The organism is Halosegnis longus, from assembly GCF_009663395.1.
Classification (GTDB): domain Archaea; phylum Halobacteriota; class Halobacteria; order Halobacteriales; family Haloarculaceae; genus Halosegnis; species Halosegnis longus.
Window position 1 is genome coordinate 247,187 of the sequence record NZ_QKNW01000001.1, and the last position, 21,781, is coordinate 268,967.

24 protein-coding genes are annotated in these 21,781 nt (G+C 68.1%); 18 read left to right on the forward strand and 6 right to left on the reverse strand.

What is annotated here, in order from left to right:
* Positions 1-17: 17 nt before the first annotated feature.
* Both DM818_RS01350 and DM818_RS01355 read right to left on the reverse strand, forming a co-directional pair.
* Positions 18-647 (reverse strand): fibrillarin-like rRNA/tRNA 2'-O-methyltransferase, encoded by a 630-nt coding sequence (locus DM818_RS01350; protein ID WP_075936043.1) that lies wholly within the window; start codon positions 645-647, stop codon positions 18-20.
* Positions 640-1,491: an NOP5/NOP56 family protein gene (locus tag DM818_RS01355; RefSeq protein ID WP_075936042.1), complete on the reverse strand. Its 852-nt coding sequence runs from the start codon at positions 1,489-1,491 to the stop codon at positions 640-642. The genes DM818_RS01350 and DM818_RS01355 overlap by 8 nt, the downstream gene beginning before the upstream one ends.
* A 97-nt stretch (positions 1,492-1,588) precedes the next feature.
* Here DM818_RS01355 and DM818_RS01360 point away from each other — a divergent pair, with 97 nt between their 5' ends.
* Positions 1,589-4,048 (forward strand): PAS domain-containing protein, encoded by a 2,460-nt coding sequence (locus DM818_RS01360; RefSeq protein ID WP_153952213.1) that lies wholly within the window; start codon positions 1,589-1,591, stop codon positions 4,046-4,048.
* 53 nt (positions 4,049-4,101) lie between these two features.
* Positions 4,102-4,584 carry a dihydrofolate reductase gene (locus DM818_RS01365; protein ID WP_075936040.1) on the forward strand — a complete coding sequence of 161 codons (483 nt, stop codon included), beginning with the start codon at positions 4,102-4,104 and terminating at the stop codon, positions 4,582-4,584.
* Position 4,585: 1 nt separating this feature from the next.
* Here the strand turns inward: DM818_RS01365 and DM818_RS01370 are convergent, their stop codons facing one another.
* A complete protein-coding gene (locus tag DM818_RS01370) occupies positions 4,586-5,587 on the reverse strand; it encodes a lysylphosphatidylglycerol synthase domain-containing protein (RefSeq protein WP_075936039.1) in 1,002 nt (333 codons plus the stop codon).
* A 245-nt stretch (positions 5,588-5,832) separates the two neighbouring features.
* Here DM818_RS01370 and DM818_RS01375 point away from each other — a divergent pair, with 245 nt between their 5' ends.
* The 12 genes from DM818_RS01375 to DM818_RS01430 all read left to right on the forward strand — a co-directional run bounded on the left by DM818_RS01375 (position 5,833) and on the right by DM818_RS01430 (position 16,898).
* A complete protein-coding gene (locus DM818_RS01375; protein WP_075936038.1) occupies positions 5,833-6,279 on the forward strand; it encodes a DoxX family protein in 447 nt (148 codons plus the stop codon).
* Positions 6,280-6,327: 48 nt separating this feature from the next.
* Complete coding sequence (locus tag DM818_RS01380; RefSeq protein WP_075936037.1) at positions 6,328-6,900, forward strand: flavin reductase family protein; 573 nt, start codon at positions 6,328-6,330, stop codon at positions 6,898-6,900.
* A gap of 66 nt (positions 6,901-6,966) precedes the next feature.
* On the forward strand, positions 6,967-7,944 hold the full coding sequence (locus DM818_RS01385; RefSeq protein ID WP_123123975.1) for an aldo/keto reductase: 978 nt from the start codon (positions 6,967-6,969) through the stop codon (positions 7,942-7,944).
* A gap of 42 nt (positions 7,945-7,986) precedes the next feature.
* A complete protein-coding gene (locus tag DM818_RS01390) occupies positions 7,987-8,694 on the forward strand; it encodes a YqjF family protein (RefSeq protein ID WP_153952214.1) in 708 nt (235 codons plus the stop codon).
* 27 nt (positions 8,695-8,721) lie between these two features.
* Entirely contained in the window at positions 8,722-9,204 is a 483-nt protein-coding gene (locus DM818_RS01395) for a PH domain-containing protein (protein WP_233571937.1), read from the forward strand.
* Positions 9,194-10,747, forward strand: coding sequence for a PH domain-containing protein (locus DM818_RS01400; RefSeq protein ID WP_075936034.1), 1,554 nt, complete (start codon positions 9,194-9,196; stop codon positions 10,745-10,747). The genes DM818_RS01395 and DM818_RS01400 overlap by 11 nt, the downstream gene beginning before the upstream one ends.
* Before the next feature lie 37 nt (positions 10,748-10,784).
* Positions 10,785-11,363, forward strand: a complete 579-nt coding sequence (locus DM818_RS01405) for a DUF998 domain-containing protein (protein ID WP_075936033.1) — start codon at positions 10,785-10,787, stop codon at positions 11,361-11,363.
* A gap of 39 nt (positions 11,364-11,402) precedes the next feature.
* Complete coding sequence (locus tag DM818_RS01410; RefSeq protein ID WP_075936032.1) at positions 11,403-13,040, forward strand: potassium channel family protein; 1,638 nt, start codon at positions 11,403-11,405, stop codon at positions 13,038-13,040.
* A gap of 40 nt (positions 13,041-13,080) precedes the next feature.
* Positions 13,081-15,534, forward strand: coding sequence for a penicillin acylase family protein (locus tag DM818_RS01415; RefSeq protein WP_123123974.1), 2,454 nt, complete (start codon positions 13,081-13,083; stop codon positions 15,532-15,534).
* Positions 15,531-15,875, forward strand: a complete 345-nt coding sequence (locus tag DM818_RS01420; RefSeq protein ID WP_075936030.1) for a hypothetical protein — start codon at positions 15,531-15,533, stop codon at positions 15,873-15,875. Before DM818_RS01415 ends, DM818_RS01420 begins: the two co-directional genes overlap by 4 nt.
* Before the next feature lie 33 nt (positions 15,876-15,908).
* On the forward strand, positions 15,909-16,703 hold the full coding sequence (locus DM818_RS01425; protein WP_075936029.1) for an HAD-IIA family hydrolase: 795 nt from the start codon (positions 15,909-15,911) through the stop codon (positions 16,701-16,703).
* A 36-nt stretch (positions 16,704-16,739) separates the two neighbouring features.
* A complete protein-coding gene (locus DM818_RS01430) occupies positions 16,740-16,898 on the forward strand; it encodes a hypothetical protein (protein WP_153952215.1) in 159 nt (52 codons plus the stop codon).
* Between the two features lie 89 nt (positions 16,899-16,987).
* Here the strand turns inward: DM818_RS01430 and DM818_RS01435 are convergent, their stop codons facing one another.
* Entirely contained in the window at positions 16,988-17,371 is a 384-nt protein-coding gene (locus DM818_RS01435) for an Hsp20/alpha crystallin family protein (protein WP_075938367.1), read from the reverse strand.
* Positions 17,372-17,612: 241 nt separating this feature from the next.
* Here DM818_RS01435 and DM818_RS01440 point away from each other — a divergent pair, with 241 nt between their 5' ends.
* Positions 17,613-17,864 carry an MTH865 family protein gene (locus DM818_RS01440; protein ID WP_075936028.1) on the forward strand — a complete coding sequence of 84 codons (252 nt, stop codon included), beginning with the start codon at positions 17,613-17,615 and terminating at the stop codon, positions 17,862-17,864.
* A gap of 40 nt (positions 17,865-17,904) precedes the next feature.
* On the forward strand, positions 17,905-18,474 hold the full coding sequence (locus DM818_RS01445; protein WP_075936027.1) for a peroxidase-related enzyme: 570 nt from the start codon (positions 17,905-17,907) through the stop codon (positions 18,472-18,474).
* On the opposite strand, the gene DM818_RS01450 is transcribed toward DM818_RS01445, so the two are convergent.
* Positions 18,475-19,131, reverse strand: coding sequence for a DUF4396 domain-containing protein (locus DM818_RS01450; RefSeq protein ID WP_075936026.1), 657 nt, complete (start codon positions 19,129-19,131; stop codon positions 18,475-18,477).
* Between the two features lie 113 nt (positions 19,132-19,244).
* On the opposite strand from DM818_RS01450, the gene DM818_RS01455 reads away from it, so the two are divergent.
* Both DM818_RS01455 and DM818_RS01460 read left to right on the forward strand, forming a co-directional pair.
* Positions 19,245-19,814 (forward strand): AsnC family transcriptional regulator, encoded by a 570-nt coding sequence (locus DM818_RS01455; RefSeq protein WP_075936025.1) that lies wholly within the window; start codon positions 19,245-19,247, stop codon positions 19,812-19,814.
* A 38-nt stretch (positions 19,815-19,852) separates the two neighbouring features.
* Positions 19,853-20,248, forward strand: a complete 396-nt coding sequence (locus tag DM818_RS01460) for a hypothetical protein (RefSeq protein WP_153952216.1) — start codon at positions 19,853-19,855, stop codon at positions 20,246-20,248.
* On the opposite strand, the gene DM818_RS01465 is transcribed toward DM818_RS01460, so the two are convergent.
* The gene (locus DM818_RS01465) at positions 20,249-21,775 is read right to left on the reverse strand and encodes a cryptochrome/photolyase family protein (protein ID WP_075936023.1); all 1,527 of its coding nucleotides are present in this window, start codon (positions 21,773-21,775) and stop codon (positions 20,249-20,251) included.
* Positions 21,776-21,781: the final 6 nt, after the last annotated feature.

A 21,781-nucleotide genomic window follows, 5' to 3' on the forward strand; every position in this document is an offset into this window, starting at 1 on the left:
AAGTGGTTCCGCTCGGCCTACTTCGGTCGGGCGACGACGCCGAGGTGCGAGTCGTGGAACGGCTCCAGTCGCCGGGTTTCGAGCACCTCGTACGCCTCCCGCAGCGTGGCGAGTTCGCGCTCGAACACCTCGCTCGGGTCGGCGACGACGTCCTCAGAACGCGCTTTGATGGCCGCGAGCAGCCGTCCCTCGCCGTCGAGGAACTGCGCGTTCGCGTTCGCCACCGCCGCCTGTCCGCGCGTCGCCACGTCCTGGACGATAACGTCGACCGGCTCCACGACGTGGGCGTACGTCTCCGGCTTGCGCGCGTCCTTCAGGAGTGGGAACAGTCGGTCGCGCGGCTCCGCGGCGTCGAGTAGGTCCCGCGTCGGCCGGGGTGCGAACTCGACGGCGTACGTCGGGCCGGCGAAGTCGGCGACGTGGGAGACGGTCGTGCCTGCTGCCGCGCCGAGATACAACACCGTCTCGCCGCCGGCGAGTCCGGTGTCCATCCCCGTTTCCAACATCGCACCGAGCTTGGAGCGTCTGGCGTCCCACGCCCGCCACTCGCCGTCGGTCGGCTCACCGTACACCGGCTCACCCTGCGTGGCCAGCCGCGACTCCCCGTCGAACTGTCGGCGCTCGACGCCGTCCGGGAGCTCACTCATCGTCGTCACCCTCGGCTCGCGCCCGAATCGTCGCCATCCGTTCTTCCAGCTGGGTCTCTATCTCGGGGTTGAACTCCCCGCGGTAGTGGTCGCCGCGGGCAGCGATGGCGAGTTTGCCGGCCAGTGCCCGCGCAGCGCTCCCGCGGTCTGCCTGTCGCGTCCCGCGCACGTACTCGTGGGTGAAGATGACGCCGTGTTTGGGGGAGGGTGCACGCCCCCGGAGGTGGGCAAACAGCGCGTCTTCGGCCCCGAGCACCTGTATCGTGCCGGCCGGCTTCTTCGCCAGCGACTCCAGGCCGCCGGCGAGCGCGATGAGCCGCGCCGCGAGCACCGGTCCCGCGAGTCGCGCGAGGTTCGGCGCGACGGACGGAGCGGTCTGTTGGATATACTCGCGGAGGTCGTCGGCCTCGTCCGCGAGCCCGGCCACCCGGTCGGCTAACGCGACTACCCGGCGCTCGGTCGGGTCCGTCGGGTCGCGCTCGGCGATGTCGCGCGCGCCTTCGATACCCGTGCCGGCGTCGGGAAACAGCGACCCGGCCCACTCCTGGACGCGCTCTGCCAGTTCGTTGGCCGTGCGGTCGCAGTCGTCCATCCCGCGAACCGCGTGGATGAGCTGTCGGTCGCCGGCGCGTTCTCCCTCGCGGACGGCCGCCTCCGTCGCCGCCATCGTCACCTCGTGGAGCCGGTCGTAGTACGCCTCCTCGTCGGCGGCGACCCCCTGCTCTGTGGCCAGCGTCGGCCAGTCGGCCGGGCGCGCGGCGCTTCCCGTTCGGACTCGCTCGCTCGCGGTCTCGACATCGCCGGCGTCGACCCCCGCGAACCACGCGTCCGTCTCCTCGGTCATACCCCCCGTTGTCGGTCCCACGGTAAAGCCGTTCGTGACTGCGCGCGACCGGCGGTGAACACTACGCCTTTCACCCCTGGTCTCGTCGTACGAGATAATGGACGGACGCCGCGGAGAGCTACGACTCGCAGTCCCCGAACAGGTGGACTGCCCGCTCGTCGACGAGCTCGCCGCGGCCGACGGCGTCACCGTCGAGGAGACGCCGCTCACGGACGACGACCTCGGCGAGCGGTACGACTGTGCGGTCGTTCCCGTCGGCGGCGGTGACGCCGAGCCAATCGAGCCGACCCTCCCCACGCTGTACGTCGCCGAGCCGGCGGCGCTGTCTGCCCTGCTCGGCGCACGAGCCGATGCGGTCACGCCCGAGGCCACCGTCGAGGAGGCACTCGCACGCCTGCGGGCGCTGGCCGGGTCGGGAGCGGGAGCCGACGCACCGGCAGTCGACCGGATGAGCGACGGATACGTCGCCGTGGACGGCGAGTGGCGGGTGACGCGCGCGAACGACGCGGGAAGGTCGGTGTTGCGCGAGGCGCTGGAACTCGACGACGGACAGCTCGTCGGGCGACAGCTCTGTGACTCGCTGACCGACGCCGTGGAGCCGTCGCTCCGCGAGACCTGCCGCGAGGTCGCCCGGACGGGAGCGCCGGCGACCGTCGAGACGCGGTTCGAGCCGCTGGACGCGTGGTTTTCGGTCCACGCGTACCCCGACACCGACGGCGTCTCCCTGTATTTCCGCGAGATATCGACCGAGAAGGGTCTCCAGACGGGGTACCGGGCGCTGTTGGAGACGGCACAGACGCTGCTCGCGGCGACGGACCCGGACGAGATCGCGACGACGGTCATGGAGACCATCGTGGACGAACTCGGCTACGAACACTGCGTGGTCCGGCTGGTCGACGGCGACACGCTCAGACCAGCGGCGATGAGCGAGCCGGTTGGCGGCGAGACGGCGACGCGACCGACCTACAACCGCGACGAGGGACTTCCGGGCGAGACACTCCAGCGAGGCGAGCCAATCGAGGTGCCGGACCTCGACGCGGCGGGCGTCGACATCGGAATCCCGGACGTGCGCTCCACGCTCACGGTGCCGATGGGCGAACAGGGAACGATCTCGGTCGGCGCGACGGAGCCAGACGGGTTCAGCGAGGTCGACACGCAGCTACTGGAGGTGCTCGCGCTCGTCGCGACGGCGGCGCTCGAACGCGACGACAGGCTCCAGCTGCTCGGCCGGTACCGGGCGGCGCTCGAACGCACGAACGAGATGGCGTTCGCGCTCGACGCCGGCGGCAACCTCACGCTGGCGACGGAGTCGCTGGCGAACCGGTGGGGGTACGACCGCGACGAGGTGCTCGGGCGGAACATCTTGGAGTTCGCCAGCCGGGAGTTCGTGGAGTCGCTCAGCGAGCAGCTACAGCGAGGCGAGGACTCGATGACAATCGAGGCCACCGACGAGGAGACGAATCTGGGCGTGCCCGTCGAGATACAGCTGTCGGCGATTACGCCCGGAGAACCGACCGCCGGCGTGGTGGGTATCGTCCACGATATCTCTGCGCTTGCCGAGACCCGCGCCGACCTCGAACAGGAACAGGACCGGTTTCGCTACCTGTTCGAGCAGCTACCGAGTCCAGCCGTCGAGGTGCGACTCGACAGCGGCGAGAAGCGTATCGAGCGGACGAACGCCCGCTTCGGGGAGCTGTTCGAGACCGACGGGGAGCAGAGCGAGGGGCGGCCGCTCGACGCGGTCGTCGAGGCACCCACGGACCGGTCGCGCGACGAGCAGATGCTCACCGAGGGGTCGACCGCAGAACGGCGCGGCGAACGGCTGACGACGACGGGCAGACGGACGTTCATCATCCGGACGGTCCCGTTCAGCATCGGGGGTGAACGCCGACTGTTCAGAATCTACATCGACATCACGGAAGAGACGAGACGCCAGCGTCAACTGGAGATGCTCCACCGGGTGTTGCGTCACAACCTCCGCAACGAGTTGACGGTCATCGGCGGGAACGCGCAGAGTCTCGCGACGAGCGCGGAGCGTGAACAACACCGGGCGCTCGCGGAGGCAATCGTCGACTCGGCTGACGCACTCGAAAATCTCAGCGACACGAGCGCGATGATTCGGCAGATCTCCACGACGACCGACTCGACCACCGGCGATCTCAGGAACCTGGTGGACGAGGTGTTGGAGTCGGTCGCGCGCCCGACGCTGGAGGTGACGGTCGACGTACCCGAGGGCGTCACCGTCGTCGGCCGACAGTATCTCGGGCGCGCCCTGCGGGAGCTACTGGAGAACGCGATCGAGTTCGGCGAGAGCCCGGTCGCCGTGCGGGCGACGCCGGACGACGCGACGGTCGATATCGCGGTTTCGGATTCGGGCGACGGCGTGCCCGAGCGCGAGCAGGCGGTCATCGCAGGCGGTCTGAGCATCTCCCAACTCGACCACAGCCGCGGGCTTGGGCTGTGGGTCGTCTCCTACGTCGCCGAGTCGCTCGGGGGGCGGCTCCGGTTCGAGGACGACGGCACGACGGTGGTGCTCGCGGACCTACCGATTGAGTGAGCACGGCCTGCCGACACGAGAGGATGTTTATTTCGACGCCACGAGACGCCGACGTGGAACTCATCTCAGTCGCCGCGATCGCGGAAAACCGGGTTCTCGGCAGCGACGGCGAGCTACCGTGGCCGAGCATTCCGGCCGACAAGCGCCAGTACCGCGAGCGCATCGCCGACTGGCCGGTGGTGCTCGGCCGGCGGACGTTCGACTCGATGCGCGACGACCTGCCGGGGAGTATCCAGCTCGTACTCAGTCGCTCGGAATCCGACTTCGGGGTCGAGTCGGCACGCCACGCCGCGGGCGTCGACGAGACGCTCGACATCCTCGACGCGCTTGGACACGAACGCGCGTACGTCATCGGCGGTGCCGCCATCTACGAGCTGTTCCAGCCCGTCGTCGACCGGATGGTGCTCAGTCGGATTCCCGGCGCGTACGACGGGGACGCGTACTTCCCGGAGTGGGACCGGGACGCGTGGGAACTCACCGAGCAGACGCCGTACGAGGAATTCACGCTAGAGGAGTGGGTTCGCGACCGCGAGTGAGCTACGGGCGGCGCGCGCGGAGGAAGGCGACGGCGATTCCGCCGCCGGCGAGCGAGACGACGAGTTCGAAGGTGCGGACGACGAGCACGCCGGCGGCGGCGCTCGCGGCCGGGACGCCCGTCGTCGCGACGAGCGCGCCGGCCAACAGGAGGTCGTACGCTCCCACGCTTCCGGGGATGGGGACGACGCTCGCGGCCTGCGGGAGTGGTATCAGTGCGATGACCGCGACGAGCGCGACCCCAGACCCGGTCCCGGAGAGTGCGACCCACAGCGCGCTCGCGGTGAGACACTGTTCGAGGAGACCACCGACCGCGATGAGCGCGACGAGACCGGGCGCGTCACGGAACGCCGCCGCGCGGGTGCGGAATCGGTTCACCGCAGCAGCGACGCGCTCGCGGCCGTACTGTTCCGTGCCGAAGAGTCCAGAAAGCGCCGCGGCGACAGGCGTGAGCGCGGCGACGGCGACACGGGCCAGCAGGTCGCGTGCGAGGACGAGCGCGATACCAACGAGCGCGAGGGCGACGGCGGCACCGGCGAGGGTGACGAGCAGCGACCGCGGAGCCGTCCCGCCGGCGAGCAGGAGGGCGACGAGAACCACCGAGAGGAGCAGTTGGGCGGCCGACTTGACGTATTTCGCGACGCTGCGCACTCCGAGCGCCTCGCTGTAGTCGGTCCCCGTCGCGACGGCGAAGAACTGCGCCATAATCGGCTCGGAGCTGACCGGGCCTGCCGGGCTGAACACGTCGAAGAAGTCGCCGGCGAAGGCGAACAGGACGCTTCTGCTCCCCGAGAGTCCGCCGTTCAGCGGTCGGACCGAGGCCCACACGCCGATACCGTCGACGGCGGCCTCGGCCAAAATGAGGACGGCGACGACGGCGACGGCCCACCGAGGGACTGCGGACAGTCGTTCGAACACGGCCGTCGGCCCGACGAACCAGAGATACCCGCCCAGTGCACTCCCGCCGAGGAGCGCGCCGAGCAGAAACCGGACGCGTCGGTGCACACCGGACAGCGGGAGGTCGGCGACAAAAGCCCTCCGTGCGACGCGTCCCGGTCGTGGTCGCGCGCGGTTCGTGTCACGAACCCACAAACTGTGAGCACGGGGGTGAATCGGCTGCGGCGATTGTTCCCAGCATACCAGATAACACGCGTGTAATGCGGTGACACCGGGGTTCGCAAATAGGTATATACCCGAGCGTTGTACGGAGTAGTGATGGAATCTGACAACGTTTCGACGGTGATGTACCGATGAGTCTAACGGCGCTGCAGGCGGACTTCCTCGCCCAGTCGGGCGCGGCCGAGATTCTCCTGCTTGCACGAATCATCTTCGGCGGCACGCTCGCGTTCATGGGGCTGAACCACTTCATGGACCTCGAGACGATGACGGGCTACGCGGAGTTCAAGGGACTTCCCGCGCCGCGGTTCTCCGTCGTCGCCTCGGGTGTGATGCTCGTGCTCGGCGGGCTGGGTATCGTGGCCGGTGTCTACCCCGTACTCGCTGGGGGCACGCTCGCCGTCTTCCTGCTCGTGTCTGCCGTGACGATGCACGACTTCTGGGCGCAGGACGACCCCGAAGAGCAGCAAAACGAGATGACCGCCTTCCTGAAGAACATGTACGGGACCGGTGCGGCGCTCGCGTTCCTCGTCCTCGGCGGCGCGGAGTGGGCCTACGCGGTCAACCTCGGACTGTTCTGACGCCGGCGAACGACCCGCACTTTTCTCACCCGCCCGCGAGAACGACGTATGGACATCGAAGTCGCGGAGGGTGACTCGCTGTACCGAACGCTCGCGGGCGCGGTCGTCCCGCGTCCGATCGGGTGGATTTCGACCCGCAACGCGGACGGCGACAACCTCGCGCCGTACTCGTTTTTCAACGTCGCGACGCCGAAGCCCCCGACGCTGGCGTTCTCGGCCGGCACGGCCGCGGCCCGGAAAGACACCGCGCGCAACGCCGTCGAGACGGGCGTGTTCGCCCACAGCGTCGTCACCGCCGACCTCGCCGAGGCGATGAACGCGACGAGCACCAGCCACGAGGTCGACGAGTTCGACCACGCCGGCCTCGCCAAGCGGGAGTGTGAGACCATCGACGCGCCGTCCGTCGCGGCCTCGCCCATCGTCTTCGAGTGTTCGGTGGTCGAGACGGTCGAGCGGGGCGTCTCGACGCTCGTGCTCGGGGAGGTGCAGTACGTCCACGTCGACGACGAACTAACGACCGACGGCAAACTCGACACGACGAAACTGGACGCGCTCGGCCGATTGGCCGGCTCCGAGTACACCCTGACGCGCGACCGGCGCTCGATGGCGCGCCCCGAGTAGCCGCGACTCGACCCCGAGCCGCTGTCGGCGACATAGATTTTTGTCCCGGCCGGGCATTTCCCGCGCATGGAGTACACCACGCTCGGCAACACGGGCATCGAGGTGTCGCGCATCTGTCTTGGCTGTATGAGCTTCGGCGACCCGGACTGGCGCGAGTGGGTCCACGGCGAGCAGTTCGGTCACGACCTCGTGGAGCGCGCCATCGATTTGGGTATCAACTTCTTCGACACCGCGAACATGTACTCGCGCGGCGAGAGCGAGCGGATTCTCGGCGACGCGCTCTCGGGATACGACCGGGACGCGCAGGTGGTCGCGACGAAGACCTACTTCCAGATGCGCGACGACGACCCCAACTCCGGCGGGCTGTCGCGGAAGGCCATCGAGCAGGAACTCGACGCCTCGCTCGACCGACTCGGCATGGACACCATCGACCTGTACCAGACCCACCGGTGGGACTACGACACGCCAATCGAGACGACGCTGGCCGCGCTCGATGACGCCGTCCGCCGCGGGAAGATTCGCCACTTCGGAGCGTCCTCGATGTGGGCCCACCAGCTCGCGACGGCCCACGCCGTCGCCGAACGCGAGGGGTACGACCGGTTCGCGACGATGCAGAACCACTACAGTTTGGCCTACCGCGAGGAGGAACGCGAGATGCTCCCCTACTGCGAGCAGGAGGGGATGGGCGTCATCCCGTGGTCGCCGCTGGCGCGCGGCTTCCTCACCCGGCCCCACGAGGAGTACATGTCGACGACGCGCGCCGAGACCGACGACTACGCGCTCGAACACCCCTACCCCGACAACGGGGGGAAGGAAGTCAACGAGCGCGTCGAGGAGCTGGCCGCCGAGTACGACGCCGAGATGGCACAGATTGCGCTCGCGTGGGTGCTCGGGAAGGATGCCGTCACCGCACCCATCGTCGGTGCCTCCTCGATTGAACATCTGGAGTCGGCCGTCGAAGCCCTCGATATCGACCTCTCCGACTCCGATGAGGAGTGGTTAGAGGAGCCGTACGGAGCCGTCGAGGTGTCGGGCCACGCCTGAGCCGGCGTCACGCCCAAGAGGCTCGCAGCCCTACTCTAGAGTATGAGCACCGACAGTCGCAACTTCGCAGGTCCGGCGGTGCTGTCGATGGTGTGGCGGGACGCCCTGTTCGCACACTGGGAGGTACCACCCGAGCGCATCGAGGAGACGCTCCCCGAGGGGTTGTCCGTCGACACCCACGAGGGGAAGGCGTATCTGGGCGTCGTCCCCTTCGTCATGGACGACATCAGCCCGCGCGGGATTCCGTTCGGGCTCTCCTTCGGCGAGCTGAATCTCCGCACGTACGTGCGCGACGCCGATGGCGAGCCGGGGATTTACTTCTACAATCTGGACGCCGACGACCGACTCGGCGTCCACGTCGCGCGGGGACTGTTCCAGCTCCCGTACTACCGAGCCGACATCGACGTGGAGCACGACGGCCAGGCGGTGAACTTCCGGTCGCGACGCGTCGGCGACGGCGAGCCGGCGGCGTTCGACGCCACCTACGAGCCGGCCGGCGCGCGACTCGACGCGGAGAAAGGGAGTCTCCCGCACTTTCTCACGGAGCGCTACCGCTTCTACACGGAGGGGCGCGGCCAGCTGTTCTACGGCGACATCGACCACCCGCCGTGGCCGCTGACGGAAGCCGAGGTGGAGATTCGCGAGAACGACCTGTTCCGGGTGAACGGATTCGAGGAGCCGGAGTCGGAGCCGTTCTTCTACTACGCCCCCCGGACGGACGTAACCGCCGGGCGCATCCATCGGGTGTGATTTGTACCCGGGCGTGGTGGCGAACGTATGGCAACTGAGATGGCCGACCGACAGACGCTCGATTCGGGGGTACGCGTCGTCTGGGGCGTCTGGGCGCTCGTCGGCGCGCTCATGCTCGCGGGCATCGCCGGCGCGGCCGGCTTCGCGACCGTCGCGCAGATTCTGCTCCCCGCGGGCGTGACGTTCCTCGTCGTCGCAGGTCTCGGCGTCGTGTACACGCTTGCCCGCTACCGGGCGTGGTGGTACGCCGTGCAGGCGGACTCGCTGCATCTCTCGCGGGGCGTGCTCACTCGCGTCCACACGGTCGTTCCGTTCGTGCGCGTCCAGCACGTAGACGTGTCGCGCGGGCCGCTCGAACGCGCGCTCGGCCTGTCGTCGGTCGTCGTCTACACCGCCGGCTCGCGGGGGGCCGACGTGACGATTCCGGGGTTGACGCCCGACCGCGCCGACCGCCTCCAACAGCGGCTCAAGCGGTTGGCAATCGACGCCGAGGGGGAGGATGCCGTCTAAGCTCGATCCGCTTTCGGTTCCGTACCGAGTCGCCGTCTCGCTGTCGCGGTTCGGCTGGCTGCTCGTCGTCGGGACCGTCTCGGCCGGCACCCAGCGACTACCGCTTCTCGTCGGGCTGTTCGGGATTGTCCTGTTCGCGGCGCTCGCGTATCAGGTGGCGTACGTCCGCCGGTTCGAGTACGAACTCACCGAGGACACCTTCGACGTGTACTCGGGGGTGTTCTCCCGCCGGAGCCGCGAGATTCCCTACCACCGCGTCCAGAACGTCGACGTGACGCGCAACGTCGTCCAGCGCGCGCTCGGCATCGCCGAACTCGCCATCGAGACGGCCGGCGGCGGCGAGACGGAGGCGACCCTCCGGTATCTGGACGCCGACGCCGCGGACGACCTTCGGGCCGCGCTCAGCCGGCGCAAGCGCGGTGAGAGCGAGGCCGGCGACGCGGAGCCGACGCCCCGCGAGCGCGAGGCGCTGTTCTCGATTACCACGCGCGAGCTACTGTTGTTGGGCGTGGTCGGGCTGGATTTGCGACTGCTCTCGTTCATCGCCGTCGCGCTTCCCGTCGTCCTGCCGTCGGTCTCGGAGGCGACGCCGCTGTTCGACCTCCTGCAGGTCGCCCCGTTCCTGCTTGCCGGACTCGCCGCGCTCGCGCTCGCCGCCTCGATGGTGCAGGCCGTCGTGAGCTACTACGGCTTCGAACTCCACCGCGAGGGCGACGAACTCGGCTACCGCCGGGGGCTGGCAAAGGAGTACAGCGGGACGATTCCGCTGGATAAGGTCCAGTCGGTCGTCTTGACGGAGAACGTGCTCGCACGACGGCTGGGCTACGCGTCGGTTGCCATCGAGACGGCCGGCTACTCACCGTCCGGCGACTCGACCGGCTCGCAGTCCGCGGTGCCGCTGGCCGAGCGCGACCACGCCTACACCCTCGCTCGCGAGGTCGAGTCGTTCGGCGACCCGACCTTCGAGCGGCCGCCGAAGCGCGCCCGGACCCGGTACGCCGTCCGGTACGCGCTCGCTCTGCTCGCGCTCACTGGACTCGCAACGGCCGTCGTTCGACTGGTCGAGTTCACGCCGCCGGTGCCGACGGCCGCGCTGCTTGCCGGGCTCATCCTCGTCCCCGTCGCGGCGCACCTCAAGTGGGCGAATCTCGGCTACGCGGTCGGGGAAGACCACTTCGTCGCGCGCGCCGGCTTCTGGAGCCGTCGGACGCAGGTCGTGCCGTTCTACCGCATCCAGACGGTTGCGGAACAGGCGACCATCTTCCAGCGCCGGCGCGACCTCGCGTCCGTGGTGGTCGACACCGCCGGCACCCACGGCTGGAGCGCGCCGAGCGCCCCGGATATCGACGCCGACAGGGCGAGTGACCTGCGCGAGACGCTCGAGGCGCGGCTGCAGGCGGCGCTGCGAGCGCGACGTGACACCGTCGAGTCGGCCGTGCGACGGGTCGATACCGAGGAGACAGCCGCCACGTCGGCCGGAGACGCGGCCGGCTCGGAGTCGACGGCCGACGGACCGGGAGACGACGAGCGACCACCGGAGTGAGAGGCGGCTTTTTGTCGGTCGAGCGAAACGAACGGGTATGAACACGACACAGCGGTCGGTCGCGGTCGGCGTGGTCGGCGTACTCGTCTCCTTCGTCGCCATCCTCACCGCGGTGGGGACGGCGTCGTGGTTCTCGTGGGCGGGCAACGCGCTCTCTGATTTGGGTGTCTCGTCCGGCGTCGCGCGACCCATCTTCAATTACGGGCTCGTTGCGACGGGCGTGATTGCGCTCGGATTCGTGCCGGCGCTGTGGCAAACCGCAGACCACCTCGCCCACCGGGTCGCGGTCGTCCCGTTCGTGATTGCGATGGTCGGCGTCGCCGGAGTGGGGCTGTTCCCGTCCTCACAGGAAACGCCGCACGCGATTGCGGCCATCACCGCGTATCTCGCGTTCATGGCGACGCCGGCGGTGTACGGCGTCGGTGACCTGCTCGTCGGTGCGCGCCGGCGGGGCGTCGCGACGATTGCGAGCGCGCTCGTCCACCTCGGCTTCTGGGTCGTGTGGGCGACACAGTTGCAGGACGTGTTGCCGGGGCTTGCGGTGCCAGAGTTCGTCGGCTCGACGCTGTTCAACGCGTGGGTCTGTTACACGGCGGCGCGGTTGTGGGACCGGTGAGTCGGACACAGTTTTAGGGGCGCTCCCCGAATCGCGGGTATGGCTACGTGGCGACGACAGACAGCGAAGTTCGTCGCCGGAATCGCCGTCACCATCGTCGTGTTCACGCTGTTGTACGACTACGGGATGACGGCCTTCGACAACCGTCCCCGGACGCTGCTCGAGTCGCTCCAGGTCGTCGTGGAGACGTTCACGACGACGGGGTACGGCTCCGACGCGGGGTGGAACTCCCGGGTGATGACGCTGTTCGTCATCGTGATGGACCTGACCGGGGTCGTCCTGATTTTTCTCGCCCTGCCGGCGCTCGCGTTTCCGCTGCTCGAAGAGGAGCTCTCGACGACCGTGCCGACGAGCACCGACCTCACGGACCACGTCGTCGTCTGTGGCTTCAGCGAGCGGGCCGAGACGCTCATCGAGGAGCTAGAGTCGCGGGGCGTCGACACCGTCATCGCGGAGCCGGATCGCGACACGGCGCTCGAACGCTACGAGGACGGCTACACGGTCGTCCACGCCTCGCCCGACACGGTGGACGGGCTGCTCGCGACGAACATCGTCGAGGCGCGCGCCGTCGTCGCCGACATCTCGGACGAGATCGACACCAGCATCGTCCTGACGGCGAAGGAGCTCGCGGCCGACGTGCGGGTCGTCACCGTCGCGGAGGAGCTCGACCACGCCCGCTATCACGAGCTCGCGGGCGCAGACGAGGTGTTGTCACCCCGGACGCTGCTCGGCGAGAGTCTCGCTCGGAAGGTGACGACCGCCGTCTCGACGGACCTCGACGAGCCGGTCGAACTGGGCGAGAACTTCGATATCGTCGAGCTATCGGTGCGACGCGGGAGCCAGCTCATCGGCTCGTCGCTGGCCGAGAGTCGCCTGCGCGAGGAGACCGGCGTCAACGTCATCGGACTCTGGTTCGACGGCGAGTTCCAGAGTCCGCCGGACCCGACGGCCACCATCACCAGCGGGACGATCATGCTGGTGAGCGGCCGCGACGACCAAATCGAGATGCTGCGCGAGCGCACGCGGACGGACGTGCGTCGACACGAGTCGGGCAAGACGCTCGTCGTCGGCTACGGCGGCGTCGGCGAGGCGATCTGTCGGATGTTGACCGAGGCGGGCCACGAGCACACGACGGTTGACAAGCGGGATATCGAGGGGGTGGACGTGGTCGGCGACGGCACCGAAGTGGAGACGCTACGCAGAGCCGGTATCGAGGAGGCCCGGACGGTCGTGCTCGCCATCGCGGACGACGCCGTCGCGGAGTTCGCCACGCTGGTCTGTCGCGACCTCGCGCCGGATGTCGAGATTATCGTCCGGGCCCAACAGCGCGAGAGCGTGAAGAAGCTGTACCGAGCGGGTGCCGACTACGCCCTCTCGCTGGCGTCCATCTCCGGGCGGATGACTGCCGGCACCGTCCTCGACGAGGAGGTCCTGTCGATGACGACGCAGGTGGATATCGTCCGGACGGAAGCCCCGAAGCTCGTGGGGCTGACCCTCGCCGAGGCGTCGGTGCGTGCCGAAACCGGCTGTACGGTCGTCGCCGTCAAGCGCGAGGGCGAGGACGACCCCATGACGGACGTGGGACCGGACTACCGGGTGCGCCGGGGCGACCAGCTCGTCATCGCCGGCACGGACGAGGACGTCAACCGATTCAACGAGCGGTTCGGAAACTCCTAACGGGAGATACACTTTACTGTCGAGCGCGCTGGCGGTAGGTATGAACGACAGACGCGGCGCGGTCGCCGCGGTACTCGCGCTCGCACTTCTCGTCTCGGGAGCCGTCGGCGCGGGAGGGTTCATCTCGCTTGCTGCACCCGGCAGCGGCGACGCGTGGACCGCGACCGCCGACGCGAACGACCGGAGCATCGGTGCAAAGGCCGACCGCGCGCTCACCGGCCCGACGAGCGTCGAGTCGCCGTACGGCGAGGCGACCGTCCGCTACGACAGCGACGGAGTCCCGCACATCGAGGCCGACAACGAGACGGCGCTCTACTACGCCGTCGGCTACGTACAGGCGCGCGACCGCCTGTTCCAGATGGACCTCCAGCGCAGGCTGATGCGGGGTGAGACGGCCGAAATCGCCGGCGAAGCCGCCGTCGAGAACGACCGGTTCTACCGGAAGATGGACTTTGCCGGCGCGGCCGAAGCCTCGTGGAACGCGACGAAGGACACCGAGGCGGGCGACGCGACCCGGGCGTACACCGCCGGCGTCAACCACTACATCGACACGGAGCCGCTGCCGACGGAGTTTCAGGCCAACGACTACGCGCCCGACGAGTGGACGCCCGTCGACTCGCTGCTCGTCGGCAAGCTCATCGCGTGGCAGCTCACCGGCGACTTCCGCGACCTCGAACGCGCGACGGTCGCCGACAGCTTCGAACCGGGTGCGGTGAGCGAACTCTACCCCGAACAGCTCGCCCACGACTCAACGATTATGGGTCGCTCGCAGGGCGGAGAGGTAACACCGGCGAGCGCGCGGCCGAGCGTGTCTCCACAGACCGCGCCGCAGGGTACGACCGGTGATTTCGCCGGGCTGTACGACCGCTACTCGACGTACGAGCGCTCGCTCGGCATCGGGTCGAACTCGTGGGTCGTCTCGGGTGACCACACCGACGACGGTGCGCCAATCGTCGCGAACGACCCGCACCTCTCCCTGACGGTGCCGCCCGTCTGGTACGAGATGCACCTCGACTCCCCGGAGATGAACACGCGCGGCGTCGCCTTCCCCGGCCTGCCGTTCGTCGTCATCGGGCGCACCGAAAGCGTCTCGTGGGGGTTCACCAACGTCGGGGCGGACCAAACGGACCTGTACACCTTCGAGCAGCCGACGAACGACACCTACGTCTACGACGGCGAGGTGCGCGAGGTGCAGACGGAGACGGAGACCATCGAGGTGGCGAACGGCCCGGACGCCGAGGTGGAGATACGCAAGACGGTGAAGGGGCCGCTGCTCGAGCGCGGCGGACAGGAGGTGGCCGTCTCGTGGCTCGGGCTGACCGGGACGCGTGAGGGACAGGCGACATACGACCTCAACCACGCCGAGGACCTCGATGCCGTGAGCGAGGCGCTCAAGACGTTCGACACCCCGACCCAGAACATCGTCGCGGCCGACCGCGACGGCGGGACGCTGTTCCGCACCACCGGGAAGTACCCCTACCGGTACACCGACGGCGAGCGCGTCTCCGGTGAACTGCCGTTCAACGCGACGGCCGGCGAGGGGAACTGGCGCGGCTGGACGCCGTACGGGCAGACCGACTGGGACGCCGGCGGCTTCGTCCCCTTCGACGAGGTCCCCCACGTCGACAATCCGGACGTGCTCGCGACTGCGAACCAGCGGACGACCGACGAGCCGGGCTTTTATCTCTCCTACAGCGAGCGATTCGCCGACCCGTACCGGGGCGCGCGCATCTACGAACGCCTCGAATCCCGGGTCGAGAGCGACCAGCCGGTGACCGCCTCGTTCATGCAGGAACTGCAGCGTGACACCCGATCGCTGGCGGCGGCCCGCTATCAGGAGCCGCTACTCGATGCTCGCAGCGAGATGTCGGCCGACGTGCGGGCCGAAGCCGACCGGCTGGAGGGGTGGAACGCCCGGATGGACCGCGACTCCCGAGCCGCGCTCCTGTACGCGCTGTTCCGTGAGGAGGTGCGTTCGGTCGTGTTCGGCGACGAGTTCGCGGCCGAAGGCCTCGATTCGAGTTACTACCCACACCACACGACGCTCCAGAATCTCCCGGCGGACAGCGAGTGGTTCGACGACGAGACGACGCCGGCGCGCGAGACGCGCGCGGACGCCTACGCGACCGCGTTCGAGCGAGCGGTCGACCGCGCCGGTACGGAGGGGTGGCGAACCTACGGCGACTACAACGTCGTCGACTTGGACCACCAGTTCCCGGTTGCGTTCCTCGATTACCCGGAGCTACCGACCGACGGCGGCCCGTTCACGGTGTCGAACTTCCGGGTGACGAGCGACGCGGGGTCGTCGTGGCGGATGGTCGTCTCGGGCGATGAATCGTACGGCGTCATCCCCGGCGGCCAGTCGGGCAACCCGTACTCGCCACACTACGCCGACCAGCTCGACCCGTGGGCGAACGGCGGCTACCACCCGATTCCGACCGAAGCGAGCGGCCCGGTCGTCATCGCCTTCGAGGACGAGGAGGGAGACGCATGAGCTACCTGACGCCCGACGCGCTCGCTCGATTCCGTGACACGGAACGCGCGACGCAGGCGATGGTCGTCGCCTACGCTGTCGGTCTCGTCGCGACGTACGTCCATCCGCTCGGTCTCGTCGTCGGCGGTGCGCTGCTGGGGCTGACGGCGTCGTCGGTTCGGGATGCGGTCGTCCTCGGCTCCGAGTTCGGCGTGACCGTTCTCGTCGCGTGGGCCGGACTGCTCGTCTGGTACGGCGTGCTCGGGTCGGTCGCGACGGCCGTCCCGCTCATCTACGTCGCGCTCGCGTCGGCGCTCGCGATTCCGCCGCTTGCTGCCGTCGCGGTGCGCGGACTGGTCTGAGCCGTTTTTCACACTCCCCCGCGTAGCGCCGGTATGGATATCGACGCCGTCGTCGTCGACCTCGACGGAACGGTGTATCTCGGCGACGAACTGCTGGCCGGCGCACGCGAGGCCATCGAGACGCTCCGAGCGCGGGGGTACGACCTCCTGTTCGTGACGAACAATCCGACCCGGAGTCCCGCGGGCTACGTCGACCGGCTCGCCGACCTCGGCGTCGAGGCGACGGCGTCACAGATTCTCTCGGCCGGCACCGTGACGGCGGAGTTTCTCGCCGACCGCCACGCCGACGAGTCGGCGTTCGTCATCGGCTCGGACGGCCTGCTCGCACAGCTGGACGACGCGGGCGTCACCGTCACCGAGGACCCCGAGCGCGCCGACGTGCTCGTCACCTCCCACTCGTATGAGTTCGACTACGAGGACCTCACCCACGGCCTGTGGGCACTCGACGACGACACGGCCTTCTACGGGACGGACCGCGACCTGACCTACCCCAACGACGACGGACGCGAGTACCCCGGGTCGGGGGCGATTACCCGCGCCGTCGCCGGGGTCGCCGAACGCGAACCGGACCGCGTGCTCGGAAAGCCGTCGGGCGTGATGGTGGAACTCATCGCCGACCGACTCGCCCGTCCCGAGCGCTGTTGTATCGTCGGTGACAGTCTCGACACCGACATCGCGCTCGGCGAGCGCGCCGGCATGACGACGGTGCTCGTCCTCTCGGGTCGCACCGACCACGTGGCGGTGGAGGACGCGCCTGTCACACCCGACTACGTGCTCGACGCGCTCGGCGACCTCCCCGCGCTGCTCGACGACCGTGGTAACGTCTGACAAAGACTTATGCCGGCTGGTGTGCAAGTCGTTCACATGGAGATGACTGATAATCCATACGAGTACGGTGACGAACAGATGGACGGCGGCCTCGAAGGCCAAACGCCGGAGGGGTGTGAGAACGGCGGCGACGCCGTCATCGTCGACGGCGAGTCCGTCAGCTACAGGAGCTACCAGGCGCGCAACGGTGGCTGATAGCTAGCCGACGCCACCGGCTACGCGTTATTTTTGCAGAGACGACGAAAACGAGCAGCTACGGCGTCAAGACGCGAGGGGGAGCGGCGTCACCCCTCGATATCGATGGTCATGCCGGTCGCCTGCTCGGTGGCGATGGGCAGTGTCACCTCGAGCACGCCGTTGGTGTAGGCGGCGGCGATCTGCTCGTGGTCGACCGCCTTCGGGAACCGGAAGGAGCGGTGGTAGGTGCGCTTGCGGCCGCGCTCCTCGTCGACGTGCTCTGCGGCGACCGTGAGCCGACCGTCGTGCCACGTCAGGTCGATGGCCTCCCGGTCGTACCCCGGGAGATCGACGGTGAGGACGTACTCGCCGTCCTCCTCGTACAGTTCGTAGTCGTCACCGTCGAACAGTCCGAGCGGACTGTTCGCGCCAAACACTCTGCTCGGAAGGTCCAATCCCTGATTCCAGCGTGCTGGCATCGATTCGACCATGTCGTTCACCTCCGCTGCAGTGGAGCATACGGCATCGAGAATATTGAATTTTATTCGGGTTTTGTAACCAAATCACGTATTCTCGCGGCGCGTTTCCCGATATCGCTACCGATTTCGGGTCAGCCGACACGGACGACAGGAACGAGCGCGGAGGGCGACCGACACGAATAAACGCACTGTGCGTTTTCGATGTGTGGTACTCGAATAGTATATAAGTGAGGTGGCCGACAGTACGACCGCTATGGTAGACAAAGCAGAACTCCGCGAGCAGATGGAAGAAGCGTTCGGCGAAGCAGACTACCCCATCAGCAGCCCGATGGACCTCGTGCCGGCGCTCCCGAACGGCCCGGGCACGAAGTTCGAGTCCGGCGACTTCTCGATGACGGCGATGGAGCTGAACACGAAGCTCGGTGGCGGTGACTTCCCGTACGAGTCCGTCGAGGCGTTCGTCGACGACGTGCTGGCGAACCTCGAAGAGCAGGGCGAAATCTGAGCGCCGGCAGAATTAACTCACGCCCCGGTGAGATGCCGGTATGACAGAGCCGATGGGTCGCTTCGAGACCCCCGCGCTGGCGGAGTTACCCGACGACGTCCGCGAACGCATCGAGACGGAGACAGAGGAGGCCGGCTTCACGCCGAACGTCTTCTCGGCGTTCGCCTACAAGCCGAGCCACTTCCGCGCTTTCTTCGAGTACCACGACGCCATCATCGACGACGCGGCCATCGAGCGGGCCGAAATCGAGATGCTCATCGTCACCGTTTCGGGCATCAACGACTGTCTCTACTGCGTCGTCGCTCACGGCGCACTCCTGCGTATCTACAGCGGTCGCCCGAAGCTCGCCGACCAGCTCGCCACCAACCACCGGAGCGCCGACCTCACGGAGCGTCGCCGCGCCATGCTGGACTTCGCCGAACTCCTCACCGAGTCGCCGGGCGAGGTCGACGACGCCGCGGTCGCGGCGCTGAAGGAGGCCGGCTTCTCCGACGAGCAGGTGTGGGACATCGCCACCGTCGTCGCCTACTACAACCTCTCGAACCGCCTCGCGACGGTCGCGGATATGCGACCGAACGACGAGTTCTACACCCTCGGCCGCGGCGAGTAATCAGGTCCCTCGGGGGTCGGCCATTCCGCCTTTCACGCCGACCGCGACCAGTCCGACGTTCACCGGATACGCGACGAGGAGACCGACGCTCAACGAGAAGACGAGCCCGGACCAGAAGAGCACGGAGCCGATGGGCGCCTCGCCGGCAATCCAGATGTCCGTCCCGATTGCGGTCACCTCCATCACGGTGATCGAGGGCGTCTCCGAGTAGAGCGCGTCCGTCACCGCCGTCGTGAGCGATTCGCCTTCCTGGACGAGCGGGCCGACGGTGAGCGCGAAGCCGGCGAGATACGCACACGCGAACGTCGTCGCCGCGACGCCCAGCGTCGACAGCGAGAGGATGCCCGCCGCAACGACGACGCCGACGACCTCGCCCGCGCCACACCCCGAATAGCAGTGGGCGACCGAGCGAAACCCCCGCCGCCACAGCGTATCCGCGGGAATCGCCGACCGGCCGCTGTAGGCGTAGACGATGAGCCCGAGCGGTCCGGAGTACAGCACCGTCAATACCCAGACGAACTGCATCAGCGGGGCGAGGTGGCTGTTGTGCGCCCGGAGGTCGTACGCGAAGACGGCCAGCGAACAGGCGACCAGAACGACCCAGGCGGCGAGCACGCGCGGGTCGGTCAGCACGGCTCGGAGGGCCTCCACGACCATGTGCCGGCGTTCTCACGACAGTAGTATGCATCTTGGGGCGACGAGCGTGTCGTAGACAGGAATCTGAACTCGACGGGCGTGAACACTTTGGGGTGAAACGACCAACCGCCGGTATGCCACTCGACGAGACGGACTTCGAGATTCTCTCTCTGCTCGCGGCGGACGCCCGTCGGCCGTACAGCGACATCGGCGACGTGGTCGATCTGTCTGGACCGGCCGTCTCCCAGCGGGTCACCCGGCTGCGTGAAAGCGGCGTCATCGACGGCTTCACCGTCAGTCTGAACCGCGACCAACTCCGAGCTGGCGTCGGGGTACTCGTGACCGTTCCGAACCCCGGAGACGTGGACGCGCTCCGCGACCGACTCGCCGCGGCCGACGGCGTCGAAGGCGTGTTCACCGCCGTCGACGGGACGGTCCGGTTCACGGGCCGGACGGCCGCGGACGACGTGCGCTCGTGGGTGAGCGAACTGGTCGCGTCGGACAGCTTCGACGTGGAACTGCTCGACAGCGTGGCGTGGGAGCCGTCGGTCGCTGGCGGCGGCTTCGCCGTCGCCTGCGCGGAGTGTTCGAACACCGTCGACTCCGAAGGGGAGTCGATTCGGCTCGACGGGGAGACATATCACTTCTGTTGTTCCTCCTGTCGCGCGCGCTTCGAGGAGCGATACGAGCGACTCAGCGAGTGAGTCGGAAGGCAGTTCCGGACGCCGCCACAACGAGGGGTATGCTCACGCCGACCAGACAGTACGGGGCCGCCATCGCGCTCGCGTCGGGACTGTACTCGCTGTTCGCGATGGACGGGGGGATGGCGTCGACGGCCGGCACGGTGATGGCCGTCGTCGGGGCCGTCGCGGTCGTCCACGGTATCGTCCTGCTCACGCCCGTCGCCGACCGACTCGGGAACGCCAGCGGCCCGCTCATGGTGGGCTACTCGCTCGTCATGCTGGTGAATCAGGCCGTCGCGATGGATTCCGGCGGCTCGTCGACCGACATGGGAATGGGGATGGACAGCTCGCAGATGGGTGAGATGATGGCTCTCGACGCGGGGATGGTGGCGCTCGCCGCACTGATGCTCGTCTCCGGGCTCATCATGACGCGAACCGACGAGACGGGGATGTAGCTACAGTTCCATCGACTCGGCCATCGACCGCACCTCGCTGGCTCGTTCACGAATCGCAGCCATCTCCTCGTCGTCCTTGTTCTCGAGGTGGGAGTAGACCAACCCCATCCGGTGATTGTCGCCCAAGCTGTCCTCGTTTCGGTCGAGAAACTCCCAGTAGAGGGTGTTGAACGGACAGGCACCCTCACCGGTGGCCTTCGTGTGGTAGTAGTCACAGTCGCCACAGTAGTCGCTCATCTTGTTCACGTAGTTGGCGGAGGAGGCGTACGGCTTCGTCGCGAAGATGCCCCGTCCGAACGAGCCCATCTCGACGACGTTGGGCGTCGTCACCCAGTGGTAGGCGTCGACGTAGCCGGCGTGGAACCAGTCGTTGAGTTGCGCGGGTTCGACGCCGTAGATGAGCGCGAAGTTCGAGAGGATCATCAGCCGCTCGATGTGGTGGCTGTACCCTCGTTTGCGCACGCCGTCGACCACGTCGGAGAGACACCGCATGTCGGTCTCGCCGGTCCAGAACGCCTCGGGGAGGTCCTCCGTCGCGTCGAGTTGGTTCGCCGAGGCGAGCTCCGGCATCCCCTCGCGGTAGGTGTGGCGCATGAACTCCCGCCAGCCGAGCAGCTGCCGGACGAACCCCTCGACGCTGTTGAGCGGTGTGTCGGGCTGTTCGCGGGCTCCCTCGATGACGGCCTCGATGACCTCGGCGGGGTGGAGCAGGCCGACGTTGATTGCCCCGGACAGGAGCGCGTGGTTCAGCGACCACTCGTCGTCGAGCATGGCGTCCTGATACGGGCCGAATTCGGCGAGCCGCTCGTCGACGAACGTATCGAGCGCGTCGAGCGCTTGCTCGCGCGTCGTCGGCCAGAAGAACGGCTCCGGGTCGGCCCACTCCGGGCCGGGCGGGTCGGTGTCGTAGCTCCCCGACAGATTCCGCGCCCACTCCCACACCTCGCGGGTGGTCGCGTCCATCTCGTAGCGGGGCGGGTCGGGCGTCTCGTACTCCTCGCCGGGGAACTGTTGATTCTCGTCGTCGTAGTTCCACTCCCCGCCGACGGGGTCGCCGTCGACCATCAGGTAGCCGGTCTCGCGGCGCATGTACCGGTAGAAGTTCTCGTGGCGATACGGCGGGTCGCCGTCGCCGGCGTGCTCGTCCCACTGCTCGCGCGTCGAGAGGAACAGGTCGTTTTCGACCACCTCAAGCGTGCCGCCACGCTCCTCAACGAGCGACTGGAGTCGGTCGCTCGTGCCGTAGGAAGGTGATTCCATCACGACGAGGTCGTCGTCCGGATAGCTCTCGAAGTGGGCGTCGAAGCCGTCGGCGAACGTCTCACACCGGTAGTAGTCGACGGTCGTGCCCGACTCGCGCAGGCGGTCGCGGAACTGTCGCATCGCGGCGAAGACGAGGGTGAGCTTGTGCGGGTGGTACGCGCGCCGGCGGGCGAAGGCCGTCGCCTCGATCATCACGACGCGGTCTGCGTCTGCGACGGGACCGTACGCCGGGTGGAGCTGGTCGCCCAAGACGAGCACTGCCATACCGGG